Here is a 15,169-nt window from a genome sequence, read left to right on the forward strand (position 1 = left end):
TCCGTACGACATGCAGGCCCGGCCACCCGAAGGGGGCCGGGCCTTCGTGCTGGGCTGAGCGGGTGCGAGCCGTAGCGGCCTGAATCACTCTGGGTGTCTCACAAACCTCCCAGAGTGAGGAGAAGACATGCGTCGTCCCTTTGTCCGGGCCCTGGCCCGGCAGCTGGTCCTGGCGGCCGCGGCGACCGCGATACCCCTGGCCACGGCGGTTCCTGCCGCCTCTGACGGCATAGTCGTCGGCGGCTTCCCGATCGATGCAGCCGACAGTCCCTACACGGTCGCGCTGTCCAGCCGTGACCGGTTCGGAGGTACGCGGTCGGGTCAGTTCTGCGGCGCGGTCGCGGTGGGCCGGACCACTGTCCTCACCGCGGCGCACTGCCTGGGCGAGGACGTCCTCGGCAAGCCGCCGGGCAAGGTGCGCGACCTCAAGGTCATCGCGGGCCGTACGGACCTGCGCACGGACGACGGGCAGGAGATCCCCGTCCGTGAGACATGGGTGAATCCCGCGTACGACAACATCAGCAACGCCGGCGACTTCGCGGTACTCACACTCGCCGAGGAACTTCCGGAGAAAGCCGTGATCGCCATGGCCGCGGCAGGCGATGCCGCGTACGAGGCCGAGACGAGCGCCACGGTCTACGGCTGGGGTGACGTCACAGGCGCCGGCAACTACCCGTACGGCCTGCGAGCCGCACGCGTGCGCGTGCTGCCGGACGCGCTGTGCGACAGGGCGTATCCAGGCAGTGACGACGGCGCATATCGCGCGGACGCCATGCTGTGCGCGGGTCAGCGGGTGGGAGGCCGGGACGCCTGCCAGGGGGACAGCGGAGGGCCACTGGTCGCGCAGGGGCGGCTGGTCGGCCTGGTCTCATGGGGCAGCGGCTGCGGACGGCCCGGCAGCCCGGGTGTCTACACGCGGGTGTCGGACGTGCTCAAGAAGCTGGGCTGGGACAGTCCCGCCCAGACTTCGGAGCGCCGCGCGCCGGGTGAGGGCCGCGGGAAGGTGCCCGAGAAGCCCGTGCGGCTTCCCTGACGGGACCTGGATGCGGCTTCCCTGACGGGACCTGAACGGGACTCCCGGCGGGGAGCCTGGACAGGAGTTCCGGCAGGGCCGCTGAGAGCGAGAGGACGAGGACGGCGGCCGCCCTGAAGGCAGGGCAGCCGCCCGTTCACCGGTCTGTACCGGAGCTCGTCGTGGACGCTAGGCGTCAGCGCTCATCTTCGGAAGCGGTCGCAGGAGCGGCCGTGAGTCGCTCCGTCTCGTCCTGTATCTCAGCGGCGATCTTCTTGAGTTCCGGCTCGAACTTGCGGCCATGGTGCGCGCAGAAGAGCAGCTCTCCGCCGCTGAGCAGCACGACGCGCAGGTATGCCTGGGCGCCGCAGCGGTCGCAGCGATCAGCCGCCGTCAGCGGGCTCGCGGGGGTCAGAACAGTAGTCACGTCGCCTCTTCTCTAGCTCGACGAGCTGTCGTACCAGGGTCAACATCCAACCAGCCCGAAAACGTTCCCGCTCGTGGCGTTTCCTCGAAAAAAATCTTCGAGGTGGCTGTCTGCTGCCGGTTGGCGGCGAATGTGCCGTATTACGTGTCTATGTGTCTTACGGGTTCGCGCAGTCTGTCGGTGTCGGTGTCCTCCCCGGCCGGCTTGCCGGTTGTTCATGAGGACGTGCCCGGAGCCTAAATGGTTCATGCCTCGAAGGGAACGTGATATGTGCTTCACTCCAACGAGGGATCGAACACGCATGCGACCGTGGACTAGTCTGAGTTCCGGACGAGGGTGGCGTTACAACGGCTCTACCAGGCCTCGGTACCCTCTCAACGGCTACCGGAGCCGCGCCCTTACCCAAATGGGCCCCACATGAAATTCAGCGAGGAGCGAACCGCGTGACCGCCGAAACGTCCGTGCCGTCCACAGCGCTGCTGGCAGGAGCAGACCGGGACGGTTCCAACTACACCGCGCGGCACCTGCTCGTCCTGGAGGGACTGGAGGCCGTCCGCAAGCGCCCTGGCATGTACATCGGGTCGACCGACAGTCGTGGCCTGATGCACTGCCTGTGGGAGATCATCGACAACTCCGTGGACGAGGCCCTGGGTGGCTACTGCGACCACATCGACGTGACCCTGCACGACGACGGCTCGGTGGAGGTGCGCGACAACGGCCGCGGCATCCCGGTCGACGTCGAGCCCAAGACCGGCCTGTCCGGCGTCGAGGTCGTCATGACCAAGCTGCACGCCGGCGGCAAGTTCGGTGGCGGCTCGTACGCCGCCTCCGGCGGTCTGCACGGCGTGGGCGCTTCCGTGGTGAACGCCCTGTCCGCGCGGCTGGACGTCGAGGTCGACCGCGGCGGCCACACCCACGCCATCAGCTTCCGCCGCGGTGTCCCCGGCGCCTTCGCCACCCTGGGGCCCGACGCGAAGTTCGACGCCGGCAGTGGACTGCGCAAGGCCAAGAAGATCCCCAAGACCCGCACCGGCACGCGCGTGCGGTACTGGGCCGACCGCCAGATCTTCCTCAAGGACGCCAAGCTCTCCCTGGAGAACCTGCACCAGCGCGCCCGCCAGACCGCGTTCCTCGTACCCGGACTGACCATCGTCGTCCGCGACGAGTACGGCCTCGGTGAGGGCGGCAGCAAGGGCGAGGAGTCCTTCCGCTTCGACGGCGGCATCAGCGAGTTCTGCGAGTTCCTGGCCACCGACAAGCCGGTCTGCGACGTCCTGAGGCTGTCCGGCCAGGGCACCTTCAGGGAGACCGTCCCCGTCCTTGACGAGCACGGGCAGATGACCCCCACCCAGGTCACCCGCGAACTCGACGTCGATGTCGCGATGCGGTGGGGCACGGGATACGACACGACCCTCAGGTCGTTCGTGAACATCATCGCCACCCCCAAGGGTGGTACCCACGTCGCGGGCTTCGAGCAGGCCGTGGCCGGCACGCTCAACGAGGTGCTGCGCACCAAGAAGATGCTGCGGGTCGCCGAGGACGACATCGTCAAGGACGACGCCCTGGAGGGCCTGACGGCGGTCGTGACCGTCCGTCTCGCCGAGCCGCAGTTCGAGGGCCAGACCAAGGAGGTCCTCGGCACCTCGGCGGCCCGTCGCATCGTGAGCACCGTGATCTCCAAGGAGCTCAAGGCGTTCCTGACGTCCACGAAGCGGGACGCCGCCGCTCAGGCCCGGGTCGTCATGGAGAAGGCGGTCGCCGCCGCCCGTACGCGCATCGCGGCCCGCCAGCACAAGGACGCGCAGCGCCGGAAGACGGCCCTGGAATCCTCGTCGCTGCCGGCCAAGCTCGCCGACTGCCGCAGCGACGACGTGGACCGCAGCGAGCTGTTCATCGTCGAGGGTGATTCCGCGCTCGGCACCGCCAAGCTCGCCCGGAACTCCGAGTTCCAGGCGCTGCTGCCGATCCGCGGCAAGATCCTCAACGTCCAGAAGTCGTCCGTCACGGACATGCTCAAGAACGCCGAGTGCGGCGCGATCATCCAGGTCATAGGGGCGGGCTCGGGCCGGACCTTTGATCTCGACGCGGCCCGCTACGGCAAGATCATCATGATGACCGACGCCGATGTGGACGGCTCCCACATCCGCTGTCTGCTCCTGACGCTCTTCCAGCGCTACATGCGCCCCATGGTCGAGGCCGGCCGGGTGTTCGCCGCGGTGCCGCCACTGCACCGGATCGAGATCGTCCAGCCCAAGAAGGGCCAGGACAAGTACGTCTACACGTACTCGGACCGCGAGCTGCGCGACAAGCTCATGGAGTTCCAGAGCAAGGGCGTCCGCTACAAGGACTCGATCCAGCGCTACAAGGGTCTCGGCGAGATGGACGCCGACCAGCTGGCCGAGACCACCATGGACCCGCGCCACCGCACCCTGCGCCGCATCAACCTCGCCGACCTGGAGGCCGCGGAGCAGGTCTTCGACCTCCTGATGGGCAATGACGTCGCACCGCGCAAGGAGTTCATCTCCAACTCGGCGGCGACCCTGGACCGGTCGCGCATCGACGCCTAGCGCGGAGCTGGGGCCACCAGTGGCCCCGAGTCACCTGATGGGGTGAAGAGCGGGAAGAAGAATAGTCAGGGATCTTCCCGCTCTGTCCATGCTTGGGCATGCCCTCAAGCAATGGTCGCCCCATGCAGTACGACGACCCCTGGTACGACTCCCTGGCCTCCGGCTGGGGCGAGCAGGCCGGCCTCCCCGCGCCCGTGACACCCGCGCGCGGGGAGGCCCCGGCGGCCGGCGACATCTACCTCGAAGTGCAGCGCAGCGCCGCCTTCCAGGAGGTGCGCAGCCGGTACCTGAGGTTCGTGGTCCCCGCGGTGACCGGCTTCTTCCTCTGGTACGTGGCGTACGTCGTCGCCGCCACGACCGCTCCCGGCTTGATGGCGCGGCCCGTGGTGGGCGCGGTCAACGTGGCGATGCTGGCAGGGCTCGGGCAGTTCCTCACCACCTTCCTGCTCACCTGGGCCTACGCGCGGCACGCTCGGCTGCGCCGGGACCGGGCCGCGCTCGAACTGCGCTGGGACACCCAGGAACTGGCGCGTGGCGTCCGTGGCGGTGTCCTGTGACGGGTGATCACCAGACGCTGGCCCTGCTGCTGTTCAGCGCGTTCGTCGCCGTCACTCTCGGGATCACGACCTGGGTGAGCCGCAACAGGCAGGGTTCGGCGGAGGAGTTCTACGTCGGCGGGCGGCTCTTCTCGCCCATGGAGAATGGTTTTGCCATCGCGGGCGACTACATGTCTGCCGCCTCCTTCCTGGGCATCTCCGGACTCATCGCGCTGTTCGGGTACGACGGGATGCTGTACTCGGTGGGCTTCCTGGTGGCCTGGCTCGTGGTCCTGCTGCTGGTCGCCGAACTGGTGCGCAACTGCGGGCGGTTCACCCTCGCCGACGTGGTGGCCGCGCGGATGCGGGAGCGGCCGGTGCGGATCGCGGCGGGAACCTCCTCGGTCACCGTGTCCGTTCTGTACCTGGTGGCGCAGATGGTGGGTGCGGGCAGTCTGGTCACGCTGCTGCTGGGCGGGACCAGCGAGGCGGCGCGGTCGTGGACGGTCATCGGCGTCGGCGCGCTGATGGTGATCTACGTGTCGTTGGGAGGGATGCGGGCCACCACATGGATTCAGATCGTGAAGGCGGTCCTGCTGATGGGCGGAGCGATCACCCTGACCGTGCTCGTCCTGGCGCGCTTCCACGGGGACTTCGACCAACTGCTGCGCACCGCGGCCGCGCGCAGTGGCCAGGGGGAGGCGTTCCTCGCGCCGGGACTCAAGTACGGCGGGGACTGGACCGCCCGGTTCGACTTCATCAGCCTCGGGCTCGCCCTGGTGCTGGGCACGGCCGGGCTGCCGCACATCCTGTCCCGGTTCTACACCGTGCCCACCGCGCGGGCGGCCCGGCGTTCGGTGGTGTGGGCGATCGGGCTGATCGGCGGTTTCTACCTGATGACGATCGTCCTCGGTTTCGGCGCGGCGGCCATCGTCGGGCCGGGTGCCGTACGCGCGTCGAACGCCGCCGGGAACACGGCGGTTCCGCTGCTGGCCCTGGACCTGGGCGGTGGGGCGGGCTCCACGGGGGGAACGGTTCTCTTCGCGATCGTCGCGGCCATCGCCTTCGCCACCATCCTCGCGGTGGTCGCGGGCATCACCCTGGCCTCCTCGGCGTCCGTGGCGCACGACCTGTACGCCTCTGTGCGGCGCAGGAAGTCCGAGCCGCGCAGCGAGGTGACCGTGGCGCGCACCGCGGCGGTCGGCATCGGCGTCGTCGCCATCGCCCTCGGCCTGCTCGCGCGGGACCTCAACGTCGCCTTCCTGGTGGGCCTCGCCTTCGCCGTCGCCGCGTCGGCCAACCTGCCCGTGTTGCTCTACTCGCTCTTCTGGCGCGGCTTCACCACCCGCGGCGCCGTATGGTCCGTCTACGGCGGGCTGATGCCGGCCGTGGCGCTCGTCGCCCTGTCGCCCGTCGTGTCGGGCAGCCCCGAATCACTGTTCCCCGGCGTCGACTTCCAGTACTTCCCGCTGCAGAACCCGGGCCTTGTCTCGATCCCCCTGGGCTTCCTGGCGGGCTGGCTCGGCACGGTCACGTCCGCCGAGACCCCGGACGCCGCCAAGCACGCGGAGACGCAGGTGCGGGCGCTGACGGGGGCGGGGGCCGTCTGACGGGGCCGGGGCTGCCTGACGGGCCTGGGAGCCGCCCGACGGGGCCGGGGCTCAGGTGCGGGTCGCCCACGCGTAACGGTGTTCCGGGCGGCCCGCGTCACCGTACTTGAGGGTCAGCGTGGCCCGCCCCGTGCGCTCCAGGAGCTTCAGATAGCGCTGGGCGGTCTGGCGGCTCACCCCGGTCCGTTCGGCTATCTCCTGGGCGGACAGGGGGCTTTCCGCGTTCATCAGGGACTGCCGTACGAGCTCGGCGGTGGTGGGGGAGTGGCCTTTGGGCAGGTCCGGCTCCGACGTCGCGGACAGGGCGCCGAAGATGCGGTCCACCTCGGCCTGTTCCGCCTCGCCGCCCCCGTCGAGGGTGCGGCGCAGCGCGGCGTACGCCTCCAGCTTGGCCCGCAGACCGGCGAACGCGAACGGCTTGACGAGGTACTGCAACGCGCCCTGCCGCATCGCCGCCTGCACGGTCGAGATGTCGCGCGCCGCCGTGACCATGATCACGTCGGTCTGGAGGCCGCGTCGGCGCACCTCGCGCACCGCCGCGAGGCCCGTCCGGTCGGGCAGGTAGTGGTCCATCAGCACCAGGTCCACCCGCGGCAACGCCTCCAGCTGACGCAGCGCCCCGGCGGCGCTGTGCGCCTCCCCGGCGACACGGAAGCCCGGCACCTTCTCGACGTACGCGGCGTTCACGCGCGCGACCCTGGTGTCGTCGTCCACGACCAGGACCTCGATCATCACGCCTCCTCCTCGGCGGTCCGCTGAGCGGACGGGACGGTGAGCGCCGGCTCCGTGCCCGGTTCGGCCAGGGCCTCGGGCAGGACGACGGTGAACTCCGCGCCCCCACCGGCGGCTTCACCGGCCGTCGCGGATCCGCCCTGCCGCTCCGCCAGCCTGCGCACCATGGCGAGGCCGATACCTCGCTCCCGGTGCGTGGGCGGCTTCTTGGTGGACCAGCCCTCGGTGAAGACCAATTCCCTCAGCTCCGCCGGAATTCCGGGGCCGGTGTCCCGCACCACGAGCACGGCGGTACGGCCCCTGGTGTACAACTCGACCTCCACGCGCGCGTGCGGCGCGCCGGCGGCGGCGTCCAGCGCGTTGTCCACCAGGTTGCCGACGACGGTGACCAGCCCCCGGGCGTCGACCAGCCGGTCCGGAAGACGCGTACGGTCCGACAGGCGCAGCGCGACGCCCCGCTCGGCCGCGACGGTCGCCTTGCCGACCAGCAGCGCGGCGAGCAGCGGGTCCTCGATCTTCTCGGTGACCTGCTCCGCGGTCGCCCGGTGATCGCCGACCACCTCGCCCACGAACTCGACCGCGTCGTCGTACATCTCCAGTTCCAGCAGCCCCAGGAGCGTGTGCATCCGGTTGGCGTGCTCGTGGTCCTGCGCCCGAAGGGCGTCGATCAGGCCGCGCGTCGAGTCCAGTTCCCGGCCGAGCTGCTCCAGCTCCGTGCGGTCGCGCAGCGTGGCGACGGCGCCGCCGTCGCCGGTGGGCATCCGGTTGGCGACCAGGACCCGCCTGCCGCGCACCGTGAGCAGATCGGTGCCGGTCACCCGGCCGGCCAGCACGTCGGCCGTGCGGCCCTCGCCGAGCGCCTCGTCGGGGGCGCGGCCCACGGATTCGTTCCCGATGCCCAGCAGGCGCTGCGCCTCGTCGTTGAGCAACCGGACACGGCCCGTGCGGTCCAGCGCGACGACGCCCTCCCGGATGCCGTGCAGCATCGCCTCCCGCTCCGCGAGCAGCCCCGCGATGTCGGAGAACGCCAGGTCCCGGGTCTGCCGCTGCACCCGCCGGGAGATCAGCCAGGCGGCCAGCGCGCCGACGGCCATGGCGCCGCCCGCGTACGCCAGCAACTCCGGGATCGCATGGATCAGCAGCGCCCGGACACTGTCGTAGGCGATCCCTACCGAGACCGCGCCGACGATCTTCCCGTCCGCGTCCCGCAGCGGCACCTTCCCGCGCGCGGAGCGGCCTAGGGTGCCCTCGTCGATCTCCATGACCTCCTTGCCGGCGAGCGCGTCGCCGGGGTCCGTGGAGACGTGCTTGCCGATCTGCGAGGGCTCGGTGTGCGACCAGCGCACGCCCCGGCGGTCCAGCACCACGACGTACTCGGCCTGCGTGGCCCGCCGGATCCGCTCAGCCTCCCGCTGGACGGGCCCGTCGGGCGTCGCGGGCGTCGTGCGGACCTCCTCGGCGAGCTGCGGCTGCGCCGCGGTGGTCTGCGCGATGGCGAGCGCACGCCGCATCGCCTGGTCGTCGAGCTGGTCGCTCAGGGGTGCGAGGAACAGCCCGGTCGCGAGCACCGCGACTCCCGCGGCGATCGCCACCTGCATCATCAGCACCTGCGAGAACACCCGGCGGGGGAGTCCGAGGCGCAGGCGGCGGGCGGGGGGAGTGGGGCTCATACCCACGAAGGTACGTGGGGCAGCGGGGGGTGCCGTAGAGGGGTGGGCGGGTCCCGTCGGGTGTGGTCTTCGGGTGAGGGCGCCTGCGGGGCGCGTGCGGCGCCGGGAGGCGCGTAGGTGCCCTTGGGGGCGCTCAGCCGGGGCGCTCACCTGGGACACTCACCTGGGGTGCGAGCGGCATGTCGGTCCGCGCCGACGGGATCGCCGGCGGTTTCAGCTCGCGAGTGCCGTCGGCTCGAGTTCGTGGACCGACACCACGTCCATCCGCGCCGGGGCGCCCAGGACTGACGTACCGCAGCTCTCCGCGCGCGGGGGCAGCGACGCCCCCTGGGCGACGATCACCCGCCAGTGGCGTCCGTCCGCGTGGGCGACGATCACCTCCCAGCGGGCTGCCGCACCGTCCACCCGTACGGCGATCTCGGTGCGTACGACGCTCAGCGCGTCCGCCGCGTACTCGCCTGCGGCCGTGCGCACGGCCAGCTCCGCCGCCTGACCGGGCCGCTCCCAGGCCGAGCGGCCACGGCACCCCTCCGGGACCACGCGGCCCTCCTGGACGCCGTGCAGGACGTCCTTGACGGTGTGGGCCTCGACCCGGCCGTACGCGTAGCCGTGGGGCAGCACGAGCACGGTCGGCGAGAAGCGATGACCGCCCAGATGGGTGACCTCCCAGGTGCCGCTCATGCCGGAGGCGGCGAGGTCGTTCGCCAAGGGGCGGCCGAGGAGGGCGCAGCAGCGGTCGCGCTTGCCGTTGGTGCAGACGAGGGCGAGCGGGGCACCGATATGGGGACGGCCCTGCAGCGTGGCGTCGAAGGTGTGCTGGTCACCCCTGCCGAGAGCGGTGAAGTCGAGGTCGAGCAGCCGCGCCGGGTCGTCGATCGTGGCGGCGTGCAGCCAGGCGTTGCCGGGCATGGTGTGCGCCGCGTACACCTGGCGCACGGCGTGCGTGCCGAAGTCCGCGTGGCGCCCCGGGCGGCGGATGAGCGCGACACGAACGCCCGTGCCCTTCGCGGCCGCTTCCAGGGCCCGGCCCAGCGCGGGATCCAGGTGGCTCGAAGTGAGCGCCCTCGCGCCCCACGGACCCGGCTGTTCCACCAGGAGCCAGGTCCTGGCGGTCGCGGCGGTTCCGGGAACGGGCTCGTCGAGGTCCCGCGAGACGGTTGCACACCTACTCACACAGGGGAGCCTAACCTGACTTCGTGCAGGGTGACTTCCGGACGTCCCGGTGTCCTACTCCGGCAGGGGCTGCGGCGGGCGCGAGCCGACGTAGTGTCCGCTGGGGCGCAGCCGCAGGGGACGCTCGCCGTACTCCTCCAGGGCGTGGGCGATCCAGCCCGCCGTGCGGGCCACCGCGAAAATCGTCTCGCCCGCGGTGGGGAACATCCCTCCCGCTACCGTGAGCACGGCGAGGGCCAGGTCGACATTGGCGTGCAGCGGGGCGTGCCGGGCGGCGGTGGCCATGACGTCGCGGGCGGCGGCCAGGGCGGGCTCGGCGTCGGGCATCTCCTCCAGGACGGCGAACAGTGCCCGCGCGCGGGGGTCCTCGCCCGAGTACAGCTGGTGGCCGAGGCCCGGGATACGGCGGCCGGCCCGGAGCTCCTCCGCGACCACGGGCGCCGGGTCACCCTGGTCCAGGACCTCCACGAGCATCCGGTGGGCGAGCCCGCTGGCCGCGCCGTGCAGGGGGCCCTCGAGTACGCCGAGCCCGGCGGAGACGGCGGCGTAGGCGTGCGCCCGGGCCGACGCCGCGACGCGCACCGCGAGCGTCGAGGCGGCGAGGTCGTGGTCGACCAGCAGGCCGAGCGCCATGTCCAGGGCGCGCAGCGAGGTCTCGTCCGGCTCGCGCGGGCTGAGCCGCCGCCACAGGCGCTGGGCCAGGGAGCCCTCGTCGCGCTCTGTGCGGCGTCGTGGCGGCAGAGCGGCGACGAGCGTGGGGATCAGCACGCGCGCGGTGCCGAGGACGGCCTCCTGGGACAGGTCGAAACGCAGCGGGTCCGCGCAGGCGGCGGCGACCACGGCGACGCGCAGCCGGTCGGTGGGGCCGCTGTGCTGGGGCAGCGAGTCGACCGCGCGCCGGGCGACGGCGACGGAGGCCAAGGGCGCGGCGAAGGTGATCCCGGGGCGCAGTCGCCCCGTCCACAGCCAATCGGCGATCTCCTCGTAGCTGTGGCGTGCGGCGAGTTCGGTCGCGTCGACGCCCCGGAAGTAGTACCGGTCGTCGTCGATCAGCGTGATGCGAGTGCGTACGGCCATGTCGGCGTCGGCGGCTGAACTCCCAATGGCCGCCCGCCTGTTGCGCCGGGCGAGCGCCGCCACCTCCTCGGCGTCGAACGTGCTGCCCCGGCCGCCGGGCGTGCGGTGGCTGCTCAGCTGTCCCCGGCTCACGTAGGCGTACACGGTCTCCGCCTTCACGCCGAGCAACTCGGCGGCCTCCTTGGTGCTCAGCCGCCGGCCCGGTGGGACGGGGCCGGGTTCTTGATCGCGCATGGAGGTCACCGTAGCGGCCCGGACAGCACATTGACTCCCGCATTGATCTAATCAATATTGACAGCTACTGAGTCAACCATGGACAGTCGCATCAAGTCCAGGGAGGAAAACATGTCCGTCAACAGGTCCGCATCCACTCCCGTCGACGTACCGCGGGGACTCGCGGGCGTCGTCGTGACCGACACGGAGATCGGTGACGTACGGGGTCTAGAGGGCTTCTACCACTACCGGCAGTACTCGGCCGTCGACCTCGCGCAGACCCGTTCCTTCGAGGACGTCTGGCATCTCCTGGTCCACGGCGAGCTGCCGGACGCCCCGAGCGCGGCCACCTTCGTCGCCGAGACCGCGGTGCTGCGACGGCTGCCCGACGAAGTGTCGGCGGCGCTGCCCGGCATCGCTGCCGCCGGTGGACGCTCCGGGCCGCTCGCCGGGCTGCGCACCGCGCTGTCCCTGCTGGGCGCGGCGAAGGGCTTCCGTCCGCTGTACGACATCGATGCGGACCGGCGGCGCGAGGACACGCTCGTGGCGACCGCGGCCGTACCGACCGTGCTCACCGCGCTGCATCGGCTGGAGAAGGGGCTGGCACCGGTGCCGCCCCGTGCGGACCTCTCGTACGCGGCGAACTACCTGTACATGTTGACCGGTGAGGAGCCGGATCAGCGGCGCGCCCGTGCGGTCGAGCAATACCTGATCTCAACTATTGATCACGGATTCAATGCATCGACCTTCACCGCGCGGGTGATCGCGTCCACCGGCGCCGACGTCGGCGCGTGCCTGGTGGGGGCGGTCGGGGCGCTGTCGGGGCCGCTGCACGGAGGTGCCCCGAGCCGGGCGTTGGACACCCTGGACGCGATCGGCACGGTGGACCGCGTCGACCCCTGGATCCGGGAGCGTGTCCTTGCCGGCGAGCGCATCATGGGCTTCGGGCACCCCGTCTATCGCACGGAGGACCCGCGCTCCCGCATGTTGCGTGGCATCGCCCAGCAGTTCGGTGGACCGCTGGTCGACTTCGCGGTGGAGGTGGAGCGCCGGGTGGAGGCGATCCTCGCCGACCTCAAGCCCGGCCGCGAACTGCACGCCAACGTCGAGTTCTACGCCGGCGTGGTCATGGAACTCTGCGGCCTGCCCCGCGAGATGTTCACCCCGACCTTCGCCGCGGCGCGCGTGGTCGGCTGGAGCGCCAACATCCTGGAACAGTCCCAGGACTCGAAGATCATTCGCCCCGCGGCACGGTATGTGGGGCCCGGGGCACCGGTGGAGGTGCCGCGGGCGGCCTGACGGGTACGGCCGGGGGACGGACGAGGTCCGGCACTGAATACGGTGCCGGACCTGAGCGGCGGCGACCCCGGCCGATTGCCGCCGTGGATCAGTCACACATCAGGAATGTCGCGCTTTGCACGAATGAGGGTTTCGCGGGTGATGACGACGATGCGTTCGTAGTCCGCCCGGGCGGCGTCGTGGGGTAGGTGCGAGTCCAGTGAGTCAGTCACGTCTGTTCCGATGACGGCGAAGTTCCCATCCTTCAACTCAAAGATGTCCGGGCACGTCGCGCTGGATGTGCTTCCTCGTTCGCGCGGAGACACACCAAGGCGGCGAATGATCTGACTCACTGTTGGTCTTTCCTTTGGTCTCAAGGCACTAGCGCCTGCGCACGGCTGCTGCGCGGTGCGTGGGGCGTCCTTGTAAGGGCCTCGACCACCGGGCGGCGTTGGAGCGACAAATAAGGGTGACGGTCGACTCCTTGCGCGGTCGCGCAGTAGTCAACCGTCTGGCATCAGGAAGAACGCGCCGATTTATTGTTCCGTTATCGCCTGAAGGTGTGGTCCTCGCTGCGCTCCGGTGACGAGGGGTGCTCCATGCATGTGGGGGGCCGTCTCTACGCGGTGTCCGGCGGTTGGCCGATGACCCACCATTCCTCGGTGTCTGCTTCTTCCAGTTGGTGCAGTAGCTCGTCGACCATCAGCCCAAGCTCGGCTTCGTCGGTCTCGGAGATACTCGCACGCTGTTGCCTCGTCGCGTACCAGTACTCTCTGACGATCGGACTCTGGAAGATGCCTCGGGCATGCTTGAGGAACTCTTCGCGGTTGAGGTTGCCGATGCGGTGGTAGAACAGCAGGTTCGTGTACAGGGCGTTCGCGAAGATGTACTGGCGCCGCTGCTTGGAGCTCACCGGTACCTCATAGAGGTCGAGGACCTCGGCGAGTTCGGGGTCGTCGATCGCCTTGCTGAGTAGTTCCCAGTGCTGACGCTGCTGGTTGGCGAGGTTGTTGTGCCTCTCAGTCTCCGCTGACTGCTCCAGTTGCTCCAGGCGCCGGCGCAGTGACTCCAAAGCCTGGTGTTGTGCGGCCATGGTGAGAACTGCGCCGACTGCCATGCCGAGCCCCATTGCGGCGGCAGAGGCCAGCCCCCGTGTCCTTATTTTCCGTGTGGCCATGTCAACCCCCGATTCAGGCGGCCGCCCGCCGGTCGTCGGGGTGCGGGTCGACGGGTGGGGACCGGCGAGCGGTGGGCGGCGCTTGCCCCCTCCCAGGGTGCCGAGCGGCTCTGATCGGCGGGGAGGCGGAGAGGAGGCGCACGGAAGGAAGCGAGGGTCGCACAAACCGGCGCCATGCCCAACGTCTGCCCCGCTCGCGATGCTAACAATCGTTCACTACGCGGAGATTCTGCGTGCTCGTATCCTGGCCCGGCATGCAAGTTCCGTAAGGTGCGCCGGGGTGTGAACCGGTGTGCGCGTAGGCGTGAGAGAGGTCGCACGGTGGGGCTGAGCCCGAGTTCCCGGCAGATCCCGGTCGTCGTACTCGCCGGATTCCTGGGTTCCGGCAAGACGACCCTGCTCAACCACCTCCTGCACCGCAGCGGAGGCAGCCGTATCGGCGCCCTCGTCAACGACTTCGGGTCCGTCGAGATCGACGCCATGGCGGTCGCGGGAGCCCTGGGGGATTCCACCGTCTCCCTCGGCAACGGCTGCCTGTGCTGTGCCGTCGACGCCAGTGAGCTGGACGTGTACCTCGAACGGCTGGCGCATCCCGGCGCCGGGATCGACATCGTCGTCATCGAGGCCAGCGGGCTCGCCGAGCCCCAGGAACTGGTACGGATGCTGCTGGCCAGCGAGCATCCGGGCATCGTGTACGGCGGGCTCGTCGAGGTCGTCGACGCGGCCGAGTTCGACGACACGCGCGCGAAGCACCCCGAGATCGGCCGGCACCTCGCGCTCGCCGACCTGGTCGTCGTCAACAAGACCGACCGGGCGCCGGACTCCGAGCGCGTCCTCGCCCTCGTCCGTTCCCTCGCCGACGGCGCCGCCGTCGTACCGGCGACGTACGGCCGTGTCGACCCCGAGTTCCTCTTCGACTGCCGGCCCTCGCGCGAGCGCGTCGGGCAGTTGTCCTTCGACGACCTGCACGATCATGACGGCGCTGGCGCGCAGCACGAGCACGCCGGGCACCTGCACACGGCCTACGACAGCCTCTCCTTCGTCTCCGAAGTGCCCCTCGACCCGCGCCGGTTGATGACGTTCCTCGACAGCCGGCCCGAGGGGCTCTACCGGATCAAGGGATACGTCGACTTCGGTCCGCACGATCCGTGCAGCCGGTACGCCGTGCACGCCGTCGGGCGGTTCCTGCGCTTCTATCCGGAGCCCTGGGGAGCCGACGGCGAACGCCTCACACAGCTCGTCCTCATCGGCTCCGGCATCGACGCTTCCGCCCTCGACAAGGAACTCGCGGCGTGCAGGAGCGACGCCCCGCACGCCGATGAACACGGCATGTGGGGCGTCCTGCGCTACGTACAGGATCCGGACGCTCGGGATCCGGACGCGCCGGATCTCGAGGAGCCCCCGGCCTAGATGTTGTGTTCCGGGAGGTTGTGGACGGGTGAGCGAGGTCTCGGTTGAGGGATCTTGAACAGGTGAGGGCCTTCCGGTTCGGTGTGGATTGCGACGTCTACACCTGACCGAAAGGCCCTCGTGCCCCACCGTAATGCACCCCTGACCGAGACCGGGCGGCTGCGTCTGGCCCGCTGCGTGGTCGAGGACAACTGGCCCCTCAGGCGCGCTGCGGAACGCTTCCAGGTCTCGCCGGCCACCGCCCAGCGCTGGGCCGAGCGCTACCGGCAGTTCGGCGAGGCGGGCAT

14 protein-coding genes are annotated in these 15,169 nt (G+C 70.4%); 7 read left to right on the forward strand and 7 right to left on the reverse strand.

Annotated features, from left to right (window positions below; genetic code table 11):
* The first annotated feature begins 127 nt into the window (after window positions 1–127).
* Window positions 128–1,033, forward strand: a complete 906-nt coding sequence (locus ACFV6X_RS24790) for a serine protease (protein WP_385386856.1) — start codon at window positions 128–130, stop codon at window positions 1,031–1,033.
* 175 nt (window positions 1,034–1,208) lie between these two features.
* Here the strand turns inward: ACFV6X_RS24790 and ACFV6X_RS24795 are convergent, their stop codons facing one another.
* A complete protein-coding gene (locus ACFV6X_RS24795) occupies window positions 1,209–1,439 on the reverse strand; it encodes a hypothetical protein (RefSeq protein ID WP_365446085.1) in 231 nt (76 codons plus the stop codon).
* Window positions 1,440–1,882: 443 nt separating this feature from the next.
* Between ACFV6X_RS24795 and ACFV6X_RS24800 the strand changes: the two genes are divergently transcribed.
* From ACFV6X_RS24800 to ACFV6X_RS24810, 3 genes are all read left to right on the forward strand, one after another.
* Window positions 1,883–4,006 carry a type IIA DNA topoisomerase subunit B gene (locus ACFV6X_RS24800; RefSeq protein ID WP_385386857.1) on the forward strand — a complete coding sequence of 708 codons (2,124 nt, stop codon included), beginning with the start codon at window positions 1,883–1,885 and terminating at the stop codon, window positions 4,004–4,006.
* Between the two features lie 122 nt (window positions 4,007–4,128).
* On the forward strand, window positions 4,129–4,563 hold the full coding sequence (locus ACFV6X_RS24805) for a DUF485 domain-containing protein (protein WP_385386858.1): 435 nt from the start codon (window positions 4,129–4,131) through the stop codon (window positions 4,561–4,563).
* Entirely contained in the window at window positions 4,560–6,152 is a 1,593-nt protein-coding gene (locus ACFV6X_RS24810; protein ID WP_385386860.1) for a cation acetate symporter, read from the forward strand. Before ACFV6X_RS24805 ends, ACFV6X_RS24810 begins: the two co-directional genes overlap by 4 nt.
* 51 nt (window positions 6,153–6,203) lie before the next feature.
* On the opposite strand, the gene ACFV6X_RS24815 is transcribed toward ACFV6X_RS24810, so the two are convergent.
* From ACFV6X_RS24815 to ACFV6X_RS24830, 4 genes are all read right to left on the reverse strand, one after another.
* Window positions 6,204–6,884, reverse strand: a complete 681-nt coding sequence (locus ACFV6X_RS24815) for a response regulator (protein WP_385386884.1) — start codon at window positions 6,882–6,884, stop codon at window positions 6,204–6,206.
* Entirely contained in the window at window positions 6,884–8,554 is a 1,671-nt protein-coding gene (locus ACFV6X_RS24820; RefSeq protein ID WP_385386861.1) for an ATP-binding protein, read from the reverse strand. The genes ACFV6X_RS24815 and ACFV6X_RS24820 overlap by 1 nt, the downstream gene beginning before the upstream one ends.
* Window positions 8,555–8,767: 213 nt before the next feature.
* Complete coding sequence (locus ACFV6X_RS24825; RefSeq protein ID WP_385386863.1) at window positions 8,768–9,727, reverse strand: sucrase ferredoxin; 960 nt, start codon at window positions 9,725–9,727, stop codon at window positions 8,768–8,770.
* Window positions 9,728–9,781: 54 nt separating this feature from the next.
* Window positions 9,782–11,038 carry a citrate/2-methylcitrate synthase gene (locus tag ACFV6X_RS24830; protein WP_385386865.1) on the reverse strand — a complete coding sequence of 419 codons (1,257 nt, stop codon included), beginning with the start codon at window positions 11,036–11,038 and terminating at the stop codon, window positions 9,782–9,784.
* Between the two features lie 111 nt (window positions 11,039–11,149).
* Between ACFV6X_RS24830 and ACFV6X_RS24835 the strand changes: the two genes are divergently transcribed.
* A complete protein-coding gene (locus tag ACFV6X_RS24835; protein WP_385386867.1) occupies window positions 11,150–12,316 on the forward strand; it encodes a citrate synthase in 1,167 nt (388 codons plus the stop codon).
* Between the two features lie 92 nt (window positions 12,317–12,408).
* On the opposite strand, the gene ACFV6X_RS24840 is transcribed toward ACFV6X_RS24835, so the two are convergent.
* On the reverse strand, window positions 12,409–12,648 hold the full coding sequence (locus ACFV6X_RS24840) for a hypothetical protein (protein WP_385386869.1): 240 nt from the start codon (window positions 12,646–12,648) through the stop codon (window positions 12,409–12,411).
* A gap of 266 nt (window positions 12,649–12,914) precedes the next feature.
* Window positions 12,915–13,412, reverse strand: coding sequence for a DUF6082 family protein (locus ACFV6X_RS24845; RefSeq protein WP_385386870.1), 498 nt, complete (start codon window positions 13,410–13,412; stop codon window positions 12,915–12,917).
* Window positions 13,413–13,793: 381 nt separating this feature from the next.
* Between ACFV6X_RS24845 and ACFV6X_RS24850 the strand changes: the two genes are divergently transcribed.
* A complete protein-coding gene (locus ACFV6X_RS24850) occupies window positions 13,794–14,882 on the forward strand; it encodes a CobW family GTP-binding protein (RefSeq protein ID WP_385386872.1) in 1,089 nt (362 codons plus the stop codon).
* A gap of 120 nt (window positions 14,883–15,002) precedes the next feature.
* Window positions 15,003–15,169, forward strand: a 167-nt coding sequence (locus ACFV6X_RS24855; protein WP_385386885.1) for a helix-turn-helix domain-containing protein, incomplete at its 3' end; no start/stop codon positions are given.

Origin of the sequence: Streptomyces sp. NPDC059861 (genome assembly GCF_042731435.1) — a bacterium.
Lineage (GTDB): Bacteria > Actinomycetota > Actinomycetes > Streptomycetales > Streptomycetaceae > Streptomyces.